This window comes from Clostridium chauvoei (genome assembly GCF_002327185.1).
GTDB lineage: Bacteria > Bacillota > Clostridia > Clostridiales > Clostridiaceae > Clostridium > Clostridium chauvoei.
The window spans coordinates 1,830,835-1,856,423 of record NZ_CP018624.1 but is presented as its reverse complement, the minus strand read 5'-3'; the positions used below and the strand labels follow the sequence as shown (position 1 = coordinate 1,856,423).

22 protein-coding genes are annotated in these 25,589 nt (G+C 27.9%); all 22 read left to right on the top strand.

Features of this window, described 5'->3' with window-relative positions:
- Nucleotides 1-16: 16 nt before the first annotated feature.
- Nucleotides 17-514 (top strand): DedA family protein, encoded by a 498-nt coding sequence (locus BTM21_RS08740; RefSeq protein WP_079481185.1) that lies wholly within the window; start codon nt 17-19, stop codon nt 512-514.
- Nucleotides 515-654: 140 nt separating this feature from the next.
- Nucleotides 655-2,100 (top strand): DEAD/DEAH box helicase, encoded by a 1,446-nt coding sequence (locus tag BTM21_RS08735; RefSeq protein WP_021875073.1) that lies wholly within the window; start codon nt 655-657, stop codon nt 2,098-2,100.
- Between the two features lie 106 nt (nt 2,101-2,206).
- The gene (locus tag BTM21_RS08730; RefSeq protein WP_021875074.1) at nt 2,207-2,476 is read left to right on the top strand and encodes an ATP cone domain-containing protein; all 270 of its coding nucleotides are present in this window, start codon (nt 2,207-2,209) and stop codon (nt 2,474-2,476) included.
- 89 nt (nt 2,477-2,565) lie between these two features.
- Complete coding sequence (gene yidA / locus BTM21_RS08725; RefSeq protein WP_079481186.1) at nt 2,566-3,369, top strand: sugar-phosphatase; 804 nt, start codon at nt 2,566-2,568, stop codon at nt 3,367-3,369.
- 144 nt (nt 3,370-3,513) lie between these two features.
- Entirely contained in the window at nt 3,514-4,179 is a 666-nt protein-coding gene (locus tag BTM21_RS08720) for a nitrite/sulfite reductase domain-containing protein (protein WP_021875076.1), read from the top strand.
- A 151-nt stretch (nt 4,180-4,330) separates the two neighbouring features.
- Nucleotides 4,331-5,098: an ABC transporter substrate-binding protein gene (locus BTM21_RS08715; RefSeq protein ID WP_242944836.1), complete on the top strand. Its 768-nt coding sequence runs from the start codon at nt 4,331-4,333 to the stop codon at nt 5,096-5,098.
- Nucleotides 5,099-5,149: 51 nt separating this feature from the next.
- Nucleotides 5,150-5,353, top strand: a complete 204-nt coding sequence (locus tag BTM21_RS13945; protein ID WP_021875078.1) for an ABC transporter substrate-binding protein — start codon at nt 5,150-5,152, stop codon at nt 5,351-5,353.
- Nucleotides 5,354-5,432: 79 nt separating this feature from the next.
- Nucleotides 5,433-7,109 carry an ABC transporter permease gene (locus tag BTM21_RS08710; protein ID WP_021875079.1) on the top strand — a complete coding sequence of 559 codons (1,677 nt, stop codon included), beginning with the start codon at nt 5,433-5,435 and terminating at the stop codon, nt 7,107-7,109.
- A gap of 14 nt (nt 7,110-7,123) precedes the next feature.
- Nucleotides 7,124-7,465 (top strand): ATP-binding cassette domain-containing protein, encoded by a 342-nt coding sequence (locus BTM21_RS14155; protein WP_338032667.1) that lies wholly within the window; start codon nt 7,124-7,126, stop codon nt 7,463-7,465.
- Nucleotides 7,462-8,196, top strand: coding sequence for an ABC transporter ATP-binding protein (locus BTM21_RS08705; RefSeq protein ID WP_338032668.1), 735 nt, complete (start codon nt 7,462-7,464; stop codon nt 8,194-8,196). Before BTM21_RS14155 ends, BTM21_RS08705 begins: the two co-directional genes overlap by 4 nt.
- A 21-nt stretch (nt 8,197-8,217) precedes the next feature.
- Nucleotides 8,218-8,925 (top strand): MgtC/SapB family protein, encoded by a 708-nt coding sequence (locus BTM21_RS08700; protein WP_021875082.1) that lies wholly within the window; start codon nt 8,218-8,220, stop codon nt 8,923-8,925.
- A gap of 111 nt (nt 8,926-9,036) precedes the next feature.
- Nucleotides 9,037-10,779, top strand: a complete 1,743-nt coding sequence (locus tag BTM21_RS08695) for a sensor histidine kinase (RefSeq protein ID WP_079481187.1) — start codon at nt 9,037-9,039, stop codon at nt 10,777-10,779.
- Complete coding sequence (locus BTM21_RS08690; RefSeq protein WP_079481188.1) at nt 10,772-12,253, top strand: response regulator transcription factor; 1,482 nt, start codon at nt 10,772-10,774, stop codon at nt 12,251-12,253. Before BTM21_RS08695 ends, BTM21_RS08690 begins: the two co-directional genes overlap by 8 nt.
- A gap of 143 nt (nt 12,254-12,396) precedes the next feature.
- Nucleotides 12,397-13,140 carry a YdcF family protein gene (locus tag BTM21_RS08685; RefSeq protein ID WP_021875086.1) on the top strand — a complete coding sequence of 248 codons (744 nt, stop codon included), beginning with the start codon at nt 12,397-12,399 and terminating at the stop codon, nt 13,138-13,140.
- Nucleotides 13,141-13,269: 129 nt separating this feature from the next.
- Nucleotides 13,270-13,650, top strand: coding sequence for an NUDIX domain-containing protein (locus BTM21_RS08680; protein ID WP_021875087.1), 381 nt, complete (start codon nt 13,270-13,272; stop codon nt 13,648-13,650).
- A gap of 114 nt (nt 13,651-13,764) precedes the next feature.
- Nucleotides 13,765-14,676: a PucR family transcriptional regulator gene (locus BTM21_RS08675; RefSeq protein WP_079481189.1), complete on the top strand. Its 912-nt coding sequence runs from the start codon at nt 13,765-13,767 to the stop codon at nt 14,674-14,676.
- 178 nt (nt 14,677-14,854) lie between these two features.
- Nucleotides 14,855-20,638, top strand: coding sequence for an endo-alpha-N-acetylgalactosaminidase family protein (locus BTM21_RS08670; protein ID WP_079481190.1), 5,784 nt, complete (start codon nt 14,855-14,857; stop codon nt 20,636-20,638).
- Nucleotides 20,639-21,031: 393 nt separating this feature from the next.
- The gene (locus tag BTM21_RS08665) at nt 21,032-21,280 is read left to right on the top strand and encodes a TM1266 family iron-only hydrogenase system putative regulator (protein WP_079481191.1); all 249 of its coding nucleotides are present in this window, start codon (nt 21,032-21,034) and stop codon (nt 21,278-21,280) included.
- Between the two features lie 23 nt (nt 21,281-21,303).
- Nucleotides 21,304-22,365: a [FeFe] hydrogenase H-cluster radical SAM maturase HydE gene (hydE, locus tag BTM21_RS08660; protein WP_096145474.1), complete on the top strand. Its 1,062-nt coding sequence runs from the start codon at nt 21,304-21,306 to the stop codon at nt 22,363-22,365.
- A complete protein-coding gene (gene hydG, locus BTM21_RS08655; RefSeq protein WP_021875092.1) occupies nt 22,365-23,741 on the top strand; it encodes a [FeFe] hydrogenase H-cluster radical SAM maturase HydG in 1,377 nt (458 codons plus the stop codon). The genes hydE and hydG overlap by 1 nt, the downstream gene beginning before the upstream one ends.
- Before the next feature lie 15 nt (nt 23,742-23,756).
- Complete coding sequence (hydF, locus tag BTM21_RS08650) at nt 23,757-24,944, top strand: [FeFe] hydrogenase H-cluster maturation GTPase HydF (RefSeq protein ID WP_021875093.1); 1,188 nt, start codon at nt 23,757-23,759, stop codon at nt 24,942-24,944.
- A 112-nt stretch (nt 24,945-25,056) separates the two neighbouring features.
- Nucleotides 25,057-25,578 carry a hypothetical protein gene (locus BTM21_RS08645; RefSeq protein ID WP_021875094.1) on the top strand — a complete coding sequence of 174 codons (522 nt, stop codon included), beginning with the start codon at nt 25,057-25,059 and terminating at the stop codon, nt 25,576-25,578.
- Nucleotides 25,579-25,589: the final 11 nt, after the last annotated feature.

The window sequence follows — 25,589 nt, the reverse complement described above, 5'->3', positions numbered from 1 at the left end:
GAAAGAAGGTTTAACAATGAATATACAAGTAATAATGGAATATTTATCAAGGTACGGGATGATGTTTCTATTTTTAATTATATTTTTAGAATATCTTAATTTTCCAGGTTTAGGAGCAGCAGTTATTATGCCAGCAGCAGGAATAGTTGTTGCAAAGTCAGGAATTAACTTTTTTGTAGCATTAGGAGTATCTGTATTGGCAGGTGTATTAGCTAGCTATATTTTATATATAATATCATATTATTTTGGGAATCCTATTTTATCTAGAATATATAAAAGATTTCCTAAAACTAGAGATTCTATTGAGAAAACATATAAATATATAGAACGATACGGGAATAAAGGGGTATTAGTTACAAGATTAGTTCCTGTAGGAAGAACTTTAATTCCTTTTGTAGCAGGAACATTTAGAATGAATATATTAAACTTTACCGTATACTCTACTATAGGAATAGCAATATGGAATGCTATATTTATATATGCAGGGTATGCTTTTGGATATTTCTTCATATAATTGAAACAACATTATAAATCACATGTAAAATCTTAATAGATTAACATGTGATTTTTATTTTATACATTTTTCTTTTTAATTGTTAATAAAGCTTTTATAGGTTAAAATAAGAGTATTATTTTAAGGAACGGGGTAGTTTAATGAAAAATACAACATTTAAAGATATGAAATTAAGTGATGAAATACTTAAAGCTTTGAATAACTTAGGATTTGAAGAACCATCAGAAGTACAAAAAGAAGCAATTCCATATATGTTAAATAAAAATGATATTATAGTAAAATCACAAACAGGTAGTGGAAAAACTGCAAGTTTTGGAATCCCATTATGCGAAATGTCTTTATCAAATGAAAGTAAAGTTCAGGGCTTAGTTTTAGTACCTACAAGAGAATTAGCTTTGCAAGTAAAAGAAGATATATCCAATATAGGTAGATTAAAAAAAGTTAGATGTGCAGCAGTTTTTGGAAAACAGCCTTTTAACGATCAAATTAGAGAACTTAAGCAAAGAGTTCATATTATTGCAGGAACACCAGGAAGAATTAATGACCATATAAATAGAGGAAATCTAGATTTAAAAAATATTAAATTTGTAGTTATAGATGAAGCAGATAAAATGCTTAATATGGGATTTGTAGATCAAATAGAAGAAATATTAAATAGATTGCCGAAGGACAGAAATACTGCTTTATTTTCAGCTACTTTGCCAGAACAAATAGAAAAATTATGTTCTAGCTATATGAATAACCCCAAAATATTAACAGTAAAAGCTAAAGCTTTTAATAGAGATAAAATTAAGCAAAGTTATGTAGAGATAGATGTAAATAATAAACTTAATGAATTGTGTAGATATTTATATGCATCTGCTCCAGAATCAGCTATAGTATTCTGTAATACAAGAGATAAAGTTAAAAATGTATTTTTAGAACTAAAAAGAGATGGAATAAAAGCAGAACAACTTCATGGTGATATGGAACAAAAAGATAGATTAAAGACTATGGAAAGATTTAAGAATAAAGAATTTAAAGTGTTAGTTGCTACAGATATAGCAGCTAGAGGAATACATATAGACCATATAACTCATGTATTTAATTATGAGATTCCTATGGAAAGAGAAAGTTATGTACATAGAATAGGAAGAACAGGAAGAGCAGGAAAAGAAGGCTTTGCTATTTCTTTTGTATCTAATTATGAGAAAAAATTTTTAGATGGGATAGAAGAATATATAGGATATACAATTAAACAAGGAAACTTACCTTCTGATGAAAAAGTAAAAGAAGGAATAACTATATTTAGAGAAAGTCAAAAGAATTTATCTAAGAATATTGGTAATCCTAAAAAAACTATACATAGTGATGTAACTAAAATTCATATAAGTGGTGGTAAAAAGAAAAAAATACGTCCAATTGATATTGTGGGATGTTTTAGTAATTTAGATGGATTAACAGGAGAAGATATAGGAATAATTGATGTTCAAGATATTTGCTCATTTGTTGATATATTAAATGGAAAAGGAAATAAGATACTTAATAAATATAAAGAAGTATCTATAAAAGGTAAAAAGGTAAGATTAAGTAAAGCAAAAAAATAGAAGATGAAAATAAGGTGTTGAAAATTCAACGCCTTATTTTTATATAAGTTAATAGTTATAGACAAAACTTCACATAATATAATATAATATAAGGAAGGTGAAGATTATGAAAATAATAAAAAAGGATGGAAGAATAGAAGAATTTATTCCTAAAAAAATAATAACTAGTATAGAAAATGCAGCAAATGATATTGGAGAGTTACTAAATGAATCAGATTTAAGAGTTTTGGTAGGAGATATAGAAAAAAAGTTGATGGAAATAAGAAAAGATTCATTAATTACATCAAGTTATGAAGTAGTAGGAGTAGTGTTTTATATTCTTAAAAGAGACGAATTTTCAGATATACTAAAATCTTATATAGAACATAATAAATAATATAATTTAGATATAGCTAGTATCCTTTATGGAATAAGAGAGTACTTTGTGTTATAATTTCAATGAATTTAAATTGTGGAGGATTAATAATGTACAAGTTAATTGCATTAGATATGGATGGAACTCTATTAAGAGAAGACAAAAGTATTTCAGAAAGAACAAAGTTAGCTATACAAAAAGCTAGAGAAAAGGGTGTAACAGTAGTATTAGCTACAGGAAGACCTATTGAAGGAGTATCAAGATACTTAGAAATTCTTGATATGTATAGAGATAATGATTATGTATTAAGCTATAATGGAGCTTTAGTTCAAAAAACTAAAAGTAAAGAGGTAGTTTCAAAAGTAAGCTTAAAAGGGCAAGATGTACATGATTTATATAAATTAAGTAAAGAAAATGGAGTTAATATTCATGCCTTTTCAGAAATACAAGGATTAATTACTCCTAAAATAAGCAAGTACACAGAAGTAGAAGCAACAATAAATGGAATAGATGTTTCAGAAAAAGATTTTAATTCTATAGATAAAGAAGAAGTTATTGCAAAAATAATGATGATAGATGAACCGGAAATACTAGCACCAGCTACAGAAAATTTACCTAAAGAAATTTATGAAAAATATACAGTTGTAAGAAGTACTCCTTATTTCTTAGAATTTTTAAATAAAGATGCTAATAAAGGAACTGGATTAGAACTTTTAGCAAAACATTTAGGAATAAAGAGAGAAGAAGTTATTGCTATGGGTGATGCAGGTAATGATTTACATATGATAGAGTATGCAGGCCTTGGAGTAGCTATGGGAAATTCTTTTGAAGAAGTAAAAGAAGCTGCAGATTATATAACAGCTACTAATGAAGAAGATGGAGTAGCAAAAGTAATAGAAGAATTTGTTTTATAATAATTAGGATTCAAAAAGGATATTATAAATATATAATGTCCTTTTTTATATGGAAAAATAAGATTTTAATATTAATGTTTTAAATTTATAAGATATATAGTAAAATGTATATATAAAATACATATATTATTTAAGGAGAAAAATATGAGTGATACTTATGGAAATCTTCAAAAGGTTAGAGATGGAGTAAGAAAATATGGAATAACACCTCATTTGCCTGGAGGCTTTGTTACTCCAGAAATGTTAGAGAAAATAGCAGCAGTAGCTAGAAAATATAATGGAGTGTTAAAAATAACATCAGGGCAACGAATTTTAATTACTAATCTAAATGATTATGATTTACCTAAAATATGGGATGAGCTTGGAATGAAGCCAGCAGTGAAAATGCAAAATTCAGTTAAAAATGTAGAGATGTGCCCTGCTGGTTTTTGTAAGAGAGTTAAGTATAACACTATAGGTATTGGAATGAAATTATCTAAAAAATATCAATGGATGGAAATGCCTTGTAGAACTAAAATTGGGGTAGCTGGTTGTAGGAATGCATGTGCAAGTACTTATTCAAAAGATGTTGGAGTTATAGCAGATAAAACAGGATTAATAGTTATAGCTGGAGGATCTGCAGGTTACAATCCAAGAGTAGCAGATATAATAGCTGAAGAATTAAATGAAGAACAAGCATTAAAAGTTATAGATAGTATATTTGAATATTATAAAAAAAATGCAGAAGCAGGAGAAAAATTAAGCTTTTTCATTGAAAGAATAGGTATAGATAAATTTAAAGAACAAGCAATTAGTATATCAAATATTTAATGAGCTCATGTATATGGGCTTATTTTTTTATGTGTGTTTTTTTTACTTGTAGGTAAGTAAAATTTACCTATATACGAAATAAGAAAAGGTTTACTGTATAATAAAATCATAAGATAAATACTCAAAGAAACGTATTTAAGGGGGATTAATAATGAAAAGGAAAAGATTACTAGCACTTTCAATTGCTACTTTGATGACAGCAGGATTATTTGTTGGATGTGGAAGTAAGCAAACATCAAAGGATGATTTAAAGTTAACTATTTATTGTGGATTAATGGAAGACCATATGGTTAAAATCGTTGAAGAATTTAAAAATGAAACAGGAATTCAAGCAGAAGCAGTTAGAATGTCTTCTGGAGAAGTTCTTGGTAGATTAAGAGCTGAAAAAGATAATCCTAAAGCTTCAGTATGGTATGGTGGTCCGGCAGATGCTTTTGTACAAGCTAAAGAAGATGGACTATTAGAAAACTATACTTCAGAAAATGCTAAGGATATACCAGATAAATATAAGGATAAAGATGGAGCATGGACAGGAATATATGTTGGATATCTAGGATTTGCTTCTAATAAAAAATTATTAGAAGAAAAGGGTGTAAAAGCACCAGAAAGCTGGGATGATCTATTAAAACCAGAATTTAAGGGTCAAATATCTATTGCCAACCCAGGTTCATCAGGAACTGCATACACAGCTTTATCTACAATGGTTCAATTAAAGGGTGAAGAAAAAGGCCTAGAATATATGAAAGAGCTTAATAAGAATGTAAAATCTTATGAAAAATCAGGAACAGCTCCAGCAAGACTTGCAGGTCAAGGTGAAGTAATGGTGGGTGTTTCATATTTACATGATGGTATTAAATATAGAGAAGAAGGTATGAAGGATATAGTTTTAACTGCACCTAAAGAAGGTACAGGTTATTAAATTGGTGCTACAGCAATTATTAAGGGTAGCCCAGATCAAGAAGCAGCTAAAATGTTTATTGATTTTGTTTTAAGTAAAAAAGGACAGGAAATTGGTCAAACAGTAGGATCATATCAATTCTTAACTAATACAACAGCTCAAGCTCCAGCATTAGCAGATGAAATTAAAGATACTAAATTAATTGATTATGATTTAGATTGGGCTGGAAAAGTAAGAAGTGAACTTGTAGAAAAGTGGAATAATGCAATTAAGTAATATTTTAGGGAATAGGAGTTAAACCTATTCCCAATTAAATATATAGAGGTGATAAAAAATGAGCATTAGTAGACGACAAATGGCTAGAAAGCATAAGCTAGATGATATGAAAAAGATATGGAGAGACCCAATACTTTTAACAACGATAATATTTTTAATAGTTACATTAGCTATATTTATACTATACCCTCTATATTCTGTATTGAAAGCTAGTTTTATTGAGAGTGGAAGTTTTTCATTAAGTGCTTATAGACAAGTATTAAGAGATATAGATTTTAGAGAAACCTTTGTAAATACTCTACTTTTAGGAGTAACAGTAGGAGTATCATCAACAATAATAGGATTTATTTTTGCATATGCAGATGCATATATAAAATCACATTTTAAAAAGCTATTTAAAATAGTATCAATATTACCAATAGTTTCACCACCATTTGTTTTAGCATTATCAGCAATTATGCTATTTGGTCAATTTGGGCTTGTAACAAGACAACTATTGGGTATTACAAATGCTAATATATATGGGTTTAAAGGAATAGTAATGGTACAAACTATGACATTCTTCCCAGTAGCATATCTTTTATTAATAGGTTTATTAAGAAAAATAGATCCATCATTAGAAGAAGCCGCAAGAAGTATGGGTGCATCAAGATGGAAAACCTTTAGAACAGTAACATTACCATTAATGTTACCAGGACTTGCAAATGCATTTTTACTTACATTTATAGAAGTAGTTGCAGACTTTTCAAATCCAATGGTTATAGGAGGGAACTTCTCAACATTAGCTACAAAGATTTATATGCAAGCTATAGGTAACTACGATATGAGAGGTGGAGCTGCTATAGCAGTTGTACTACTAACTTTATCAATATTACTTTTTGTATTAGAAAAGTTCTGGATAGAAAAGAAATCATATGTAACAGTTACAGGAAAAGCATCAAGAGAAAGAGACTTAATAACAGAAAAAAATATTGTATGGCCAATAGATATAATTTGTTTATTAATTTCATTATTTGTATTTGCATTTTATATATTAGTACCACTAGGTGGAATATTTAAGGTAATGGGTGTAGATTATACATTAACAGGAGAACACTTTAAATATGTATTTAATTTAGGATTGAAGCCACTTAGAGATACAACATTATTATCTATTTATGCAACACCAATAACAGGTATATTTGGTATGATTATTGCATTCTTAATAGTAAGAAAGAAGTTTATAGGAAGAGGATTTATAGAATTCACTTCACTTTTAGCAATGGCAGTTCCAGGTACTGTATTAGGTCTTGGATATATAAATGCATACAATACAAAACCATTAATATTAACAGGAACAGCATTTATAATAGTTATAGCCTTTATAGTTAGAAGTTTACCTGTAGGGGTAAGATCAGGGGTTGCATCATTGCAACAAATAGATCCAGCAATAGAAGAAGCGGCACAAGATTTAGGTGCAAATTCAACAAAAGTATTTACATCAGTAACATTACCATTAATAAAACCAGCTTTCTTTAGTGGACTTGTATATACTTTTGTAAGAAGTATGACAGCAGTAAGTGCAGTAGTTTTCTTAGTAACACCAAAATATCAATTATTAACAGCTTCAATTTTATCTCAAGTAGATAATGGAAGATTTGGTGTAGCATCAGCATATTCAACAGTATTAATAATTATAGTATTAATTGCTATTGCATTTATGTATTTTATATTAGGAAGATTTGGTGTAAGTAAGAGTGATGATAACTTATTATAATAGGAGTGATAGATATGCAAAGAAGTAAAGGTGTTAATATAAAAGATTTAACTAAAATATACTTATCTCACAGTGGAGATTCAGAATTTAAGGCTGTAGATAATATTTCAATAGATATAAAAGCAGGTGAATTTGTAACATTATTAGGACCATCTGGTTGTGGAAAAACAACAACATTAAGAATGGTAGCAGGTTTTGAAATTCCAACAGAAGGAGAGATATATTTAGGTGGAGACATGATAAATAATCTAACTCCAGATAAAAGAGATACATCTATGGTGTTCCAAAGTTATGCATTATTTCCACATCTAAATATATATGACAATATAGCTTATGGTTTAAAGCTTAAAAAATGAATAAGAAGGAACTTGATGAAAAAGTTAAGAATATAATAGAATTAGTAGGCTTAAAAGGAATGGAAGTAAGATATCCAAATCAATTATCTGGGGGACAACAACAAAGAGTCGCTCTTGCAAGAGCATTAGTTATGGAACCTGGGGTATTATTATTCGATGAACCTTTATCAAATTTAGATGCTAAATTAAGAGTTTACATGAGAACTGAAATAAGAAAAATTCAAAAGAAAGTTGGAATCACAGCTATTTATGTAACACATGATCAATCAGAAGCTATGAGTCTTTCAGATAGAATTATAATAATGAATAAAGGTATAGTAGAACAAGTAGGTACTCCTAAAGAAATCTATTATACACCAGCTACAGAGTTTGTTGCAGACTTTATAGGAACAGCAAATTTTTTACCAGGTAAAATTACTGATGCTGAATATGAAAACGTAACTATTAAGGTTGATGATGTTATTTTTAATGTACCATATAAAGGATCAAAAACAACAGGAGATAGTTGCAAACTTGTATTAAGACCAGAAGCAATAGAAATAGGTGAAAAAGGAATATTTAAAGGAAAAATAATAAGTTCAACATTTATGGGAGCTTTCCAAGATTATTCAATACAAGTTGGAGAAACAATAATTAAATGTGAGGACTTTAATCCTCAAGTTAAAAAGGTATATGAAGAAGGACAAGAGGTAATGATTAACTTTAGTAAGGAGAATGTTCATATAATCTAGTAAAGGAGGTAGTACAAGTTTATGCCTTTACAGGAAATTGGATTAAGATTATTACTAGCAATAGTAATAGGTGGCGTTATAGGATATGAGAGAGAATCAACTAATAGCCCAGCAGGCTTTAGAACCCACATTTTAGTTGCCTTAGGAGCAACTGTAATATCATTAATACAAGTAGAGATGGTAAATAAATCTATTGTGTTAATAACCGCAGATCCTAATTTATCAAATTCTTTAAAAATAGATATGGGAAGATTAGGAGCACAAGTTGTAAGTGGAGTAGGCTTCTTAGGGGCAGGAACGATAATTCATACTAAGGGATCAATAAAAGGATTAACCACAGCTGCATCTTTATGGGTGGTAGCCTGTGTTGGATTAGCTATTGGTTTTGGATATTATTCAATAAGTATTTTAGCAGGTATAGCAATAGTATTAGTTTTAGTAACTTTAAAAAGGTTTGAAAATAGATTCATAACTAATCGAGGACTTTGCAAAATATATATTGAATATATAAATAAACAAGAAGCTATGAATTGTATCGAAGTGTACATGCTTAAAAAAGGAATAAAAATTGCTAATATAGAATTCTATGTAAATGATACCAGCGAGTTGGATAAGATAAAGAGCTGTTTGATAACTATAGAAATACCAAAAGCAATGAGTATAAATGAAGTCTTAGTCCAATGTAGTACAAATGAATATATAACACAAATTTATGAGTTAAAGGAATGAATAAAGTGACCTAAAATACAGAATAGATATTTTAGGTCACTATGTTTTTTATTAAAAATAGTTTATTATAAATAATGGAAATATTTTTATTATTATAGCAGGAGAGTTAAAATGTTCAAGAATAATTTTGGGTTTAAGAAAAAGTTATTACTTGTGTTTTTATTTGTAGGTATAATTCCATTAATTTTACTATGGATATATGATACAGTATTTATTATAAAAACTACTTATGAAAAAATAGAATATTATACAAATAGTAATCTATCAATTGCAGCAGAATTGATAGATAGCAATATAAATACATATAGCAAAATGGTTAATTACATAGCTGAAAATTTAGAGGTTCAAGAAGTAATATCAAAAGAAGGAATTAAAGATAATTATGAAAAGGAAAAGAAATTTGAAGATACTCAAGAGCTATATAAAATTATAAGGGCTATATTAGCAACTCAAACTAAAGAAATACCAATTCATATTGTAAATTTAGATAAGACAAGTAGGTTTTCAACTACAGATTATTATGCTCCAATATATAGTGATATAAGAGGAGATTTTTATGAAAAACTAAATCGTAATGATGATATTGTTATAACCCAAATCCATAGAAGAGTAGAAGGTAAGGAATCGCAAGATACTGTTTTAGTAATAGGAAAGGCTATAATAAATAGAGATACAAAAGAAGTAATAGGTTATGTTATAGCTGATGTTTATGATAGTTATTTTGATGATATTTTTAAAGCAATATCCTTTGTAGAAGATTCAAATGTAATGCTACTTGATGATAATGGTTATATAATTACAGATAAAAATTATAAAAATCAAACAGGATTTAAATTTCCATCTGAATATTTAAGTAAGCTTAATAATATTAAAGGAACTTTAAAGGTTAATATAGATAAGACAAGCTATCAATGCTATTATACAACAACACAAAATACAAAAATAAAAGTACTACAGTTAATACCTAATAAATACTTTTTTAGTGAAATAGTTAATAATTTAAAGTTCTTAATTATATTGAGTTTAATTGTAATAAGCCTATCAATTTTCTTTGTACTAATTACATCTAAAAAAATTTCTGAGCCAATATTAGAGATGACAAGTTATATGAAAGAAGTTGAAAAGGGAAATTTAGATGTATATATAGAAAGTAATAGAAATGATGAAATAGGACATTTATCTAGAGGGTTTAATGATATGACAAAAGAATTAAAACGACTTATAGAAGAGGATTATAAGAAAGAACTTTTAGTTCAGGAGGCTGAGTTTAAAGCTTTAAAGTCTCAGGTAAATCCTCACTTCCTTTACAATTCATTAGGTCTTATAAGTTGGATGGCAAGGCTTGGAGAAGGTGAAGATGTAGTTAAAGCAACAGATGCATTAGCTAAATTTTTTAGATATAGTGTAAACAATATAGAGGATATGGTACCTATTAAAAAAGAATTTGAACAAATAAAAAGTTACCTTACTATTCAAGATTATAGATATAAGGATAGATTTACTATTAACATTAATATAGATGAAAATATATTAGATTTTCATATTTTAAAGTTAATGCTACAACCATTAGTTGAAAATGCTATTATTCATGGATTAGAAAAGAAAATTGGAAAAGGGATTTTAATTATAAATGCTTTTGAAGTTTCAGATAATTTATGCTTTGAAATAAAAGATAATGGAGTTGGCTTTGAGAAAAATAATAATTCCACAGGAGAAGGTGTAGGGATTAATAATGTTGATAAAAGAATAAAGTTATTTTATGGACAAGACTTTGGAGTAACTTATAAAAGAGAAGCTGAATTTACAGTGTTTTCTATTATAGTGCCTAAAAAGGAGTATGAGATAAGTGATTAAAGTATTAATAGTAGATGACGAATATTATTCAAGAAAAGGACTTAAATGTATAATTCCCTGGGAAAAAATGAAATGTAAAGTTTTGGGGGAGGCATCTAATGCTTATGAAGCTATAAATATAGCAAAAGAAATAAAACCAGATATTATTATTACAGATATAAATATGCCAGAAATAAATGGTATAGAGATGGCAAAGAATATAAAAGAAATTTTACCTAATACTAAATTTATAGTAATTACTGGGTATGATGATTTTCAATATGCAAGGGGAGCAGTTAAAATAAATGCTTTAGATTTTATTTTAAAACCAATTCAAGTATCAGAGTTTACAGAGGCTATTAATAATGCAGTAAGCTTAATAGAAAAAGAAAGAATAAACAATAGTTTATCAATAGAAAAACAAATATTAAGGATTGTGAGAGGACAAAGTCCTATAGAAATAATAGATAATTATTTTAATCTTTTAGATAGTATAAGAATAGTTCTTATAAATAATGATAGTTATGAATACTTTAATAACAATAATAAGGATTACTTAAATACTAGGATTAGTTATATAGTAAAAGAGTGGATAAGAAATAATATAAGTAGTTACTATATTTTTGAACCACATGCAAATAGGATAGGTATAATTATTACTACAAGTGAGAATGTGGACTTTAAAGAATTGATAAAAAGAATAATAGAGGAATTAGATGGAGTAATTACAATATCAATAACTCAAGAGGAATCACCTTTAGAATTAAGAGAACTTTATAAAAGAGCAAAAAACTTATATGAAAAGTGTTTTTATGAAGGATATGGGAAAGTTTTAAAAGAACAAGAGAAGAAAGAACTGACAATTGATCATTTAAAATTTGATGAATTAGTAAATGAAATAGTAGATAATATTTTAAATGCAGATATAAAAAAGGCAGAAAAGAGTATTAATTATTTATTTAAGATATTTAGTTATAAGATGATTAAGAAGAGTAAAATAATTAAGGTAGTACTTGAATTGGTGCTTAGAGTAAAGCAAGGGTTTATAGAACTTGGTATATCAAGTGAAGCTTTAGAAGCTATAGAATTAGAAAATGATTACAATCAGATGATTGACTTAAAAAAGGATTTAGAAACATTTATAGTGGTGGCAGTAGAAAACATAAGAGAGTATAGAGGAACTTTAGAAGATAGTAGTATAAAAAGAGCCATTAAATTTATAAATAATAACTTTAATAAAAATATATCATTGAAGGTTGTAGCAAGTAGTGTATATTTAAATGAAAGCTATTTATCTAGAGAGTTAAAGCAAACTTTAGGAATGGGATTTTCAGAATACATAAGAAAACTTAGAATAGAAAAAGCTATGGAGTTATTAAAAAAAGGATTTTCAGTTTCAAGTGTAGCAAAAGAAGTTGGATATAGTGATTATAGACAATTTTCAACTAACTTTAAAAAATATACAGGTGACGTTCCAAGCAATTATAAGGAATAAACTATAAGGAGAATTTGTATGGGAAATAAAGATTATAATTCAGATAAGAAATTTGCTACTTTTTTAATAACTACAATATTTTTAATAATAGTTTTGCTTGTTATGTTACTAAATTTACTAGTTAAATAAGGAGGAAAAAGTATATGATTGATATTATATTAGGAATTATATTGTGTATATATTTTATAGTAATAAATTTATTTGTAAGAAAAGTTAGTTTTAGCTTTATATTTCTTATAGTAGGAGTTGCTTTAATAATATACCATTTTATAAAAGATAAAATAAAAAGAAATAAAAATTTAAATAAAATTTTTAATATAGGAAAGATAGTGGGCAGTATATGTTTAGTTATATTTATTATTATAGAAGGAGCTATTATTTTGTATCCTAAAAGGGATAAATCAGAGGCGGACTATATGATAATTTTAGGGGCAGGTATAAGAGGGGAAAAGTTAAGTATAACTTTAGAGCAAAGGCTTGAAAAAGCTATAGAATATATAAATAATTATGATGAAGATATCAATGTAGTAGTATCAGGAGGACAGGGGCCTGGAGAAGATATAACAGAAGCAGAAGCTATGAAAAGATATTTAATTAGTAATGGGATTAATGAAAATAAAATTATAATGGAAAATAAATCTACAAGTACTAGTGAAAATCTAATTTATTCTAAAGCTAAAATAGAACAATCAACAGGAGAAAAGATAGATAACATTAAAATTAAAGTAGTAACTTCTGATTTTCATGCATTAAGAAGTAATATGTTAGCTAAAAAAAATGGATATGAGGATATTAGTTTTTATACGAATACTACTGTTATAACTTTAATGCCAATAATGTACACTAGAGAATTTTTTGCACTAATTAAATCATATATTTTTGATTAATAAAAAATAAAAGAATTTATTATAAAAGGCCTTTAAGGTAAAAAATTACAAAGGAAATAAAGCTTTTAGGTAGAATTATTAAGAATGTGTAGTATTATTAACACTAATGATTATTAAAGGGGGATTTTTATGGGAAAAACAATAGGTTGTTCAATTATTATTAAGGATGATTTTAATAATATGTTGATAGTTACAAAAAAGGTTAAGAAAAGTCAACCTAATTTATGGTATTTAGTTGGAAGGAATTTAAGAGGAAAAGAAACAACAGAAAAATGCATAAATAGAGCTGTTAAAGATGATCTAAAAGTAAATATTTTTGATTTGAAAATTGTTGATGAGTATAAAATAAGTGAAGATGAAAATTTTATAATTTATACTGGCAACGTGAAAGAAAGTATAAATATAGGAAAAGATATAGTGCAATATAAATGGATAAACAAAGAAAGTGTAGATTCATACGATTTTGCAGAAAATGAGAAAGAAAAAATATTAGCATATTTAAATAAATAGAAAATTTAGCTACTAGTCAGGTATAGATTAGTAGCTTTCTTAATAATATTGTTTGGGAAATTAGGGGAATAATATATATATATATATAGTTACTTTTAAAGGAGAGGAACTTATATGGACAATTTTAAAATTTTATTGAAAGAGATGTGTGAAAAGACAAATCTTTATTGTAAGTTAACGAATAATAAAGGTGATGCTATATTTAACAATTTAAAAGTTGATTCAAAAACTATTATTAAAAAAATAAGAATAAATAACATAATATATAGATTATATATTACTGAAGAAAATGAGAATTTAAAAGATTTTATAGAATTTACATTAAATAAATTCATGGAGAAAAGCAATACTATTCAATTGTTATTGCAAGGTGAAAAATCATGGAATAACTTTAAAAATACGATATTAGAAAAAAGAGGGAAGTTATTTATAATAGATTGTAATAATAAAGAAGAAGTTTTTAAGATTTTAAGAAATAGTTATGCTGATGAAGATGTTTTAATTGAAGAAGTATTTAATCAAATAATTTTAATTGGTGATTTAGACGAGGAAAAGGAACATGGACTTTCTCTTAGAGAGAGTATAATACAAAATACAGGAGAAAAAGTATATATTTCAGTTTCTAATTTAGATGGAACATACAATGGACTTTTAAAAGGCTATAGAAAAGCAAAACAAGCTATTGATACAGGAAAAGCATTAAAAATAGTTCCAGAAACTTATATATCATCAGAAATGGAAATAGAAAATATAATTCATAATTTAAAGAATGAATACTCAAAGCAATTAAAAGATGAGTATGAAGAAATCTGCAAAAGCTTAAATAATGAGTTGATATTGACTATAGAAGAAATTTTAAGATGTAATTTTTCATTAACTCAAGCATCAAAAAACCTTTATATACATAGAAATACACTTATATATAGGGTTGAAAAAATAAAAAAAGAAACAGGGTATGATATAAGAAATTTTAAAGAAGCAACATATTTATATGTGTTATATATAAATAGTAAAAGAATAGATTAGAAGTTAAGTTGTATTGGATTAATTCGATACAACTTTTTTATTATAGAAATAAGCATATATATTAAAAATCAATATAGTTATAGTATAAAGCAAGATAATTATAGAATATATTACAAAATATGTATATCATATAGTTATGAATATGTTTACATAACTATATATAAGGGGGATGAGATTGATGAAAAAGAAATCATGTATGAATAGAAATATAGCATATATAATTGCTGGAGCTATCATTATTGGACAATTACCAGTTAATACATTAGCTAATGTTGAGGTAAATCCAGTTATAGAACACCAAGAAAAAGAAGCTAAAGCAACTGGATTATATGAACAAAATTATGATGATGATTCAGGACTTACATGGACTAGATTAAAAGGTAATGGTACAATCTCAAAAAATAAAGATGAAGGTGTATTAAATATAAAAAGAGATAATACAGATAATAACTTAGTGTTTATTGAAGAACAATCACCATCATTAGTAGATGGTGAAGCAGAAGTAAGATTTATATTAAATCCAACTGAAGGGGAAACTGCTACTGGAAGATTTGGAATAGTACTTAGAGGGACAAGCTCCAGCAGTTATGCTTTTATAGGATATAATAACAGTGGAAAGTGGTTGATAGAAACTGCTAATGCATGGAAAGATGATATAGTAGGACCTCAAGTTGTACCAGGTGAAGCTGTAACTATGACCGTTAGAGTTGTAGGAAATAAAGTTACTTTAATTGTTAATGGAGAACAAATATTTAATGATGTAGTTAATTTAGGAGGTTGGCCTACAGGAGCAGGAAAGTTTGGATATAGAACTTGGTATGATAATAAAGATATAAAAGTTGATTATTTAAAAGCTGGAGAACTTGGCTCATTACAAAGTGAAGTTTTACCGGAATTAGCTATAGAAAGTATAGAGGAAATTTCAGTTGAAACATATCCTAGACTTAAACCGACATTACCAGATGAGGTTAATGTAACATTTAATGATGGATCTCAAACTACTAGAAGTGTTCAATGGGACTATATTCCAGATAAAAGCTACTCAAAACCAGGAAATTTTGTAGTTAATGGATCAGTTGTGGGAAGTGATATTAAAGCTGTAGCTAATGTAACAGTTAAATCAGAAGCATCTGTTTATGAAACAAATTTTGAAACACCAGAAACAAGTGGAAATTGGAAAGTTATCCAAGGTGGAGGAACTGCAACATTAGAAAATGGAGTTGTTAAAGTTCCAATGAATGGCGTTTCAACAGCTGTTGATATGAACTCACCATCAGTTAAGAATTTTATTTATGAAACTGATTTTTCAACAAGCACTGATTTAGGAAGAGTTGGACTTGGTTTTAGAATAAAAGATGCAAATAACTGGGGTGCAATTTGTTATGATGCTGGTTCTTGGGTTTGGAAGGCAAAAAATAATGGACAAGAAACTTATGGTGGATTCCCAGGTTCATTTAAACTTAAACAAAATACAACTTATAGAATGAAATTAAAATTAGAGGATAATAATGTTTCACTTTGGATAGATGGGAAATTAATAGGAAAGACTTCAGTATCTAATTTCCCAAGTGAAGCAGGAAAGGTTGGATTATCAGCTTGGCATAGCTCAAAGGTTGTTACTTTAGATAACGTAAGAGTAGAAGAGTTAACTCCTTTAGCTCCACCAGAAGTAAATGAAGCCTATAAAACAATACAATCAGATATTATGAAAGTAACTTTGGATTCTAATTTTCCAAGAGTAAAACAATATGAATGGAAAGAAGATGGATCTGTATTAGCAGGGGAAAATGAACAATTATATATTGTTGAAATAAATGGAGATAAATATATTCCAAAAGTTAAATCCAAAGAAATAGATAAAGAGTCTTTAGAATACACATTAAACTTTGAAGAACTTAATATGAAGATTAAGTTGAAAATGGCAGTTAAAGAAAATAAATTAAGAATGGATATTACAGAAGTAATTGAAGATGGGGAGACTAAACTTCAATATCTAAACATTCCAGGGCAAAGTTTAGCATCAATAACTGATAGAGACAATGGGAAAACAGCATCGGTTCTTACAACAGGAGATTGGAATAATATAATAGAAGATTTTGCAAATGTAAGTGATTTAGCAACAGGAGCTAAAGGAAAGACATATGCATTCATAAATAATAATGATTTTGCGGTAACAATAAATAATAATACTATAGAAGGTGGTAACAGAGTAGTTTTAACTACTGAAAATAGAGGGGATGAAGAAGGCGCTTACAAAAAAACAGGTATATCTAATGGTACTTGGACCTACAGAGAAGTATTAGATGAAGCAACAGTCTTAGGTAGTAATTTATATCAAGGTGAACTTCCTTGGTCAGAAGTGATGATTGCAAAAGATAATAATAAAGATTCTATTGTAGATTGGCAAGACGCTGCTATATTATATAGACAAAATATGAAAGTACCAATGGGTGGAGAAGATATTAAAAATAATTTATCTTATATTGCATTCAACATTGGATATACACAAAATCCATTCTTAAGATCATTAGATACAGTAAAGAAAATATCAAACTTTACAGATAATTTTGGACAATTAGTATTACACAAAGGTTATCAAGCAGAAGGACATGATGATTCACATCCAGATTATGGTGGACATATAGGGATAAGACAAGGTGGAAAAGAAGATTTTAATACTTTAATAAATGAAGGTGCTAAGTATAATGCTAAAATAGGAGTTCATATTAATGCAACAGAATATATTAAAGATGCCTTTGAATATCCAGGAGCTATAGTAAATGAAAATGCACCAGGATGGGGATGGTTAGATCAGGCATACTATGTAGATCAAAGACAAGATATAATGACTGGTGAGCTATTCAGAAGATTAGATATGTTAAAAGAAGATGCGCCAAATCTAAACTGGGTTTATGTTGATGTTTATACAGGTAATGGATGGAATGCTCATCAATTAGCAAGTAAAATAAATGGATTAGGATATATGTTAGCTACTGAAATGAATGGACCACTTGAACAACAAGTTCCATGGACTCATTGGGGTGGAGACCCTGCATACCCTAACAAAGGTAATGCAAGCAAGATAATGAGATTTATGAAAAATGATACTCAAGATTCATTCTTAGCAGACCCATTATTAAAAGGAAATAAACATCTTTTATCAGGGGGATGGGGAACTAGGCATAGTATCGAAGGTGAATTTGGTATGGATGTATTCTATAATCAGGTGTTACCTACTAAATACCTTCAACATTTCCCAATAATGAAGATGAATGATAATGAGATTATATTTGAAAATAATGTTAAGGCAGCAAGAGAAGGAGAAAATATTAATTACTATAGAGATGGTAGATTAGTAGCAACAACTCCTGAAAGTTCAATTGGATCTACTGGTATAGGAAAAACAAACTTATTCTTACCATGGAATCCAGTAGAAGAAGATGAAAAGATTTATCATTGGAATCCATTAGGAACAAGTTCAGAATGGCAATTACCAGAAAATTGGAATAACCTTTCAACTGTTAAGTTATATGAACTTAGTGATTTAGGAAGAACCTTTGTAAAAGATATAAAGGTTAAGAATGGTAAAGTACAATTAGATGTAGAACAAAATACACCATATTTAGTTATGAAGGATGAAGTAGAAGAGAAAAGAATAACTGATTGGGGACAAGGGGGTCAAATACAAGATCCTGGTTTCGATTCACAAACATTTGATTATTGGAATGTTGAAACAAAGGCTAGAAATACAAAACATGTAACAATAGAAAATGAAACAAATGGCAAAAGAAAAGGAAATGATTTAGTTAAAATAGCTGGAGGAAAAGAAACTACAATAAGACAACAAATTAAAGACTTAAAAGAAGGTGTAACTTATTCAGTATCTGCTTGGGTAAAAAATGAAGGAAATAGAGATGTTACTTTAGGTGTGAAAGATGGAAGTCAAGAAATAACAAATAAAATAACAACAACAGCACAACCAAGACAAGGTGAAGGAGTTAAGTGGATAGATGATACTTTTAGTAGAGTAGAAGTTGAATTTACTGTTCCAAAGGGATCAACAGGAGCAGAAATATACTTAACTACTGGAGAAGGAGATACTGCTGTTTATGTTGATGATTTTAGAATATGGGATAATCCAGGACATACTAATAGAGATGGATATGTATTCTATGAAGATTTTGAAAATGTTGATGAAGGAATAAGTCCATTCTATTTAGCACCAGGAAGAGGACATTCAAATAGATCACACTTAGCAGAAAGAGATCTTTTAGGTAGACAACAAATGACTTGGGTATTAGATGGAAGATTCTCACTTAAAACTAACCAACAACCAAACGAAACTGGACAAATGTTAATTACAGAAGAATCAACCTTTAAGTTAGAACCAAATAAAAATTATGAATTAGGCTTTATATATGATTTAGAAAATGCTGAGCCTGGATATACTATGAATATTAAATCTAAATCTCAAGGAACATTAGTAAGCATTCCATTAGATGCTGCTAATAATAAAGAAGTAAAGAAAGAATTTACAACTGGAGATATTAATGATTATTATATTTCAATTGATAAAGGAGCAGGATATAAAGAGTTAATAGTAGATAACATCTATGTAAAAGAAATAGATAAATCTATAGAAAATGCAGCAATAGAGTATGTTAATTTAAATACTATGGTAAATGAAATAGCATCAGGTCAAACCATAGAAGTTTATACTAATGCTTTAAAGAATAATGGAGACAATGTTGATCTATCAGCTGCAACTGTAGAATATAAAACTTCAAATCCAGGGGTAGTTACAATAGAGAATGGACAAATTACTGGGGTTTCTAAAGGTGCTGCAGATATATGGGTTGAAGTTACTGTAGATGGAAAAAAAGTTTCCTCTAATAAAGTATTAATAAGAGTCGATGGAGGAGATGTAGTAGCTCCAGAAGTTGATAAGGTGGAATTGCAAGGAGATGTAGATAAGGCTAATGCTTTATCTAAAGATGACTATACAGAAGAGAGCTATAATTTAATGTTAGTAGCACTTGAGAATGCAAAAGCTATATTAAATAAAGCTGATGCAACTCAAGAAGAAATAAACAATGCAAAAGTAGCATTAAGAAATGCAATGGATAATTTAGTTAATAAACAAGAACAAGAAGCAATTAAGAAACATTTAAAAATAGCTATAGATTATGCTGAAGAGTTAAAAGGAAATGGATCTCTTGAGGGTGTAGTTCCAGCAGTTATTGAAAAATTCAATGAAGTATTGGATGAAGCTAAGAAAGTTTATGAAAATACAAGTGCTACAGCAGAAGAAGTAGACTCTGTATTTGATAAATTAATGAATATTATTCATATGCTTGAATTTAAACAAGGTGATAAAACTGAACTTAAAAATATGGTTGATAAAATAGAATCTTTAGATAAGAATTTATATATTCCATCAACTTGGGTTAATTTAGAAAAAGCTCTTGAAAACTCTAATAAGGTGTTAGTAGATGAAAATGCTATGCAGCCAGAAATTGAAAAAACATTTGAAGGTTTAGTTAAAGCTTATACGGAAATAAGATTAAAACCAAATAAGGATGCTTTAGATGCATTAATAAAAGATGCTAATAGTCTTGACAAAAATAAATATACTGAAAATACATGGGAAAATATGATGATAGCATTAGATGCTGCTAAAAATGTTTTTGATAATGAAGAGGCTACAGTAGATGAAGTAAAAAGGGCTCAAAAAGATTTAAAATCTGCATTAGATAATCTTATAGTTAAAAATGATGGAAACACAGGAAATGGAGGTTCAACAGGAAATGGAGGCTCCTCAAATAACGGTAATTCATCAGGAAATAACAATACAAGTGGAGGAAAATTACCACAGACAGGAGGAGTTCCATCAAGTGCAGTTTCAATATTAGGATTAATAGCTTCAGTACTAGGAATAAGTATTTATAAGAAGAGAAAGTAAGAATATTTTTAAAATCTAGAAATATAGCCCATAGAAACTACGTTAACCTATATTAACGTAGTTTCTTATTTAATATAAATAATATATAATGGATATGATAGTAAATTATATTCAAATATAAAGAGAGAAATCTTTTTATATTTGTTTATAGCGACTTAAATTTTAATGTAATAAATCTAACGGAAAAGAGTAATCTAATCTGAAAGAAAATGATAAGAAGCTTCAATTATATTTGAAGTTGATTTATAATTTCAAGAATATGATATTAAAGTAGCTAACCTTATTTAAGGTGTAATAGCTTTATTTTTCATATAATTAAGATTAATAAGTCTAGTTTTCTTTTAGAGAGAGAAAAACTAGGCTTTTTTTTATAAAAAGTGAGGTGTAGTGTATATGAAAAAAATAGCAGTAATAAGTGCAATATTAGAAGAACCGGCAAAATGCCAACAGGAATTTAATGAAGTAGTAGCAACTTTTAGAGGAAGCATAAGAGGTAGAATGGGGATACCTTTTGAAGAAGGGGTAGCTGTTATTTCAATAACTGTAGTCGGAGAACTAAATGATATTAATAGTCTTACAGGAAAGCTTGGTAATATAAACGGTGTAACAGTAAAGACAGCTATATCTAAAATAGAAATTTAAATATAGGAGTGATTAATATTAATATAAGAAGAATTATTGATAAACTTTATAAAGAAAATAATGCCAGTAAAGAAGAACTATTATTTTTGCTAGATAATTTAAAAAGTGAAGATAAGAAATATCTTATACAAAAAGCGAATGAAATTAGAATGCAAACTTATGGTGATAAAGTATATATGAGAGGTCTAATTGAATTTACTAACTTTTGTAAAAGAAATTGTGTTTATTGTGGTATTAGAAGAAGTAACAATAATGCAGATAGATATAGGTTAACTTATGATGAGATAATGGAATGTGCAGATATAGGTGATAGATTAGGATACAAGACATATGTACTTCAAGGTGGAGAAGATGAATATTTTACAGATGAAAAAATGATAGAGATTATAAAGGGAATAAAGAATAAATATCCTAATAATGCAATAACATTATCTTTAGGAGAAAGAAGTTACGAGTCTTATAAAAAGATGTATGATGCAGGAGCAGATAGATATCTTTTAAGACATGAAACAGCAACAAAAAAACTTTATGAAGAGTTACATCCAGGAGCTAGTTTTGAAAATAGGAGAAAATGTCTAAAAGACTTAAAAGAAATAGGATATCAAATAGGTGCTGGATTTATGGTTGGCATACCAAATCAAACTAATGAGGATTTAGTTTGTGATTTATTATTTATTAAAAATTTAGAACCACATATGTGTGGGATTGGACCATTTATTCCACATAAAGATACACCTCTTAAAGATGAAAAGGCTGGAACAGTAGAAAAAACTACTACAATGTTAGCATTAGTAAGATTACTTCTTCCTGATGTACTACTACCTTCAACTACAGCCTTAGGTAGCATTGATCCTATGGGGAGAGAGAAAGGATTAAAAGCTGGAGGAAATGTAGTAATGCCTAATTTATCTCCAACAAGTGTAAGAGAAAAATATTCTTTATATGATGGAAAGATATGTACAGGAGATGAAGCTGCTGAATGTAGAATATGTATAGAAGGAAGGATTAGAAAAGCTGGATTTAGAGTTGAAGTATCAAGGGGCGATAATATAAGTTGGGTTAAAGAGAGTAGGAGGATTAAATAATGTTTATTGATTGTGAATATATAGAGAGAGTTTTAGAGGAATCAAAGCAAGTTAGTAAAAGTGAAGTAGAAAAAATATTAGAAAAAGCAAAGGAAAGAAAAGGGTTATCACATAAAGAAATTGCGGTATTACTTCAAGTAGAGGATAAAGAACAATTAGAAGAGATATTTAAAATAGCAGGTGATATCAAAAATTCAATATATGGTAAGAGAGTCGTTATTTTTGCACCACTATATGTTAGTAATTATTGTGTAAACAATTGTGTTTATTGTGGGTATCAACATTGTAATGAATTTAAGAGAAGAAAATTAACACAAGATGAAGTAATAGAAGAAGTTAAAATATTAGAAAAAATGGGACACAAAAGACTTGCATTAGAACTAGGAGAAGACCCTGTTAATGCACCTATAGAATATGTTTTAGAATGTTTAGATACTATTTATAAAACTCAAAATGTTAATGGAGAAATAAGAAGAGTTAATGTAAATATAGCAGCTACAACAGTTGAGAATTATAAAAAGCTTAAAAAAGCTAATATAGGAACATATATATTATTCCAAGAAACATATCATAAACCAACTTATGAAAAAATGCATCCAAAATCAATAAAAGGAGATTATAATTATCATTTAACTGCTTTTGATAGAGCTATGGAAGCAGGTATAGATGATGTTGGTGGAGGAGTATTGTTCGGACTTTCAGATCCTAAGTTTGAAGTTTTATCCTTAATGATTCATAATGAGCATTTAGAAGAAAAATATGGAGTAGGTTTCCATACAGTTTCATTCCCAAGACTTAAAAAAGCAAAGGGAATGGATTTAGAAAGTTTCCCTAATTTATTAGATGATGACATGTTTAAAAAAATAGTTGCCATTACAAGAATAGCAATACCATTTACAGGAATAATTATGTCAACAAGAGAAACTAAGGAAATGAGAAAAGAATTATTAAAATATGGAGTATCACAAGTAAGTGCTGGCTCAAGTACTGGAGTAGGTGGATATAAAGAGAGAGAAGAAGGAAAAGAAACTCCACAATTTAAAACCTCAGATGAAAGAACTCCACTAGAAGTTTTAAAAGCACTTTTAGATGATGGATATATTCCAAGCTATTGTACAGCCTGCTATAGAAAAGGTAGAACTGGTGAAAGATTTATGAAACTAGCCAAATCAGGAAATATTCAATATGTATGTGAGCCAAATGCAATGATGACTCTAATGGAATTTGCTTTAGATTATGGTGATAAGGATATACTAGAAAAATCAGAAAAGCTTATTAAAAAAGAAATAGAAAATATTAAAAGAGATGATGTTAGAGAGCTTGTAAAAAATAATATAGAAAAGTTAAAAAAAGGAGAAAGAGATTTTTATTTATAATTTAGGAGGTTACTTATGAATAATACCCCAAATTCAAATAGAAAACATATAGCTATATATGGAAAAACTAACTCAGGAAAGTCATCTTTAATGAATAAGATACTAAATCAAGAGGTGTCATTAGTTTCAGACCTTCAAGGAACAACTACTGACCCAGTATCAAAGGCAATGGAGTTAATTCCAGTAGGGCCAGTATTATTTATAGATACAGCAGGACTTATGGATAATACTATTCTTGGGGAAACGAGAGAGAAAAGGACTTTAGATATAGTAAAGAGAACGGATTTAGCATTATATATAATAGACAGTGATGATTTAGAAATTGATGCATACAAAAAAATGAAATTACAATTTAAGAAATATAATATTCCGTATATAACTGTTGTAAATAAGATAGATAAGTTAAGTATTGAAAATATAGAAAAGATAAAAAGAAGGTTTGGTAATGCAATTTTAATTTCAACTTATACAGGTGAAGGGGTAGAAAAACTAAAAGAAGAAATAGTAAATAAAATAAAAGAAGATGAAGAAGAATTACCTATAATAGGAGATTTAGTTCCTTATAATGGTAATGTTATATTGGTTGTACCTATAGATTCAGAAGCGCCAAAAGGAAGAATTATATTACCACAAGTCCAATGTATAAGAGATTGTTTAGATCATGGAATAAAGAGTTATGTTGTAAGAGATACAGAATTAGAATCTGCCTTAGAAGATATTAAAGATGTTGATTTAGTTATAACAGACTCACAAATATTTAAAAAGGTAGATAAGATTGTACCAAAAGAAATAAAATTAACAAGTTTTTCAATTTTATTTGCAAGGCATAAAGGAGATATTGATTCTTTTATAGATGGAGCAAGTAAAATTCGTAGCTTAAATAAAGATTCTAGAATATTAATTTCAGAAAGTTGTTCTCATAATGTATCTCATGAAGATATAGGTAGGGTTAAAGTACCAAAGATGATTAATAAGTATGTAGGTGCAGAACTTAACTATGAATATAGAGTAGGTTATGATTTCCCGGAAAATATAGAGGATTTTGACTTAATAATTCATTGTGGAGCTTGTATGATAAATAGAAAAACTGTAATGAATAGAATAAATTTATGTAAAGAGAAAAAAGTTTCTATAACCAATTATGGAGTAGTAATGGCTTATTTAACTGGAATTCTAGATAGAACAATAACTATTTTTGACTAGAAAAAAGAACTTGAAATTTAGTTTAAGAGACATAAGAGATATAAAATTAATAATGGCATTTTCTATGTAAATTAATATAATAAAGTATAGCATTTAAATTAAGGAGAATATAATGAGAAAGAGGATAGTTTTGATAGGTGCTATAGATGAGTTTATGGTATATTTCAGCAAATACCTTATTTTAAATAATACGGAGTTATATATAGTTATAAGAAAAGAGCAAACTAAAAAAGTTTTAGATGAATTAGGCAATAATGTAAGTGTGATTAGATATGATGGCAATACAGAGCATCTAAAGTTATTCTTTAAATCAATTGATGCAGATATAGTTTATAATCTTTCTTATTTTTGTGAAGATAGAGAAAATATAAAGGATTTTATAGATAAAAATTATACATTTATAACAGATATCCTAGAAGGACTTAAAGTTTCTAAAAAAACTAGATTTATAAATTTAAGAGAAAAGTATGAATTAGACGAAAATAATATGCCTATAGATATACATTCAGCTATATTAAAATCTATGGATCTAATACGTAAATATTATATTAAAAAGTGTGGATTAAATATAATAGATATAGAAAAATGTGGAGATCCTAAGGTTGATATAGAAAACATTTTAAATTTAACGTAAAAGAGAGGCAT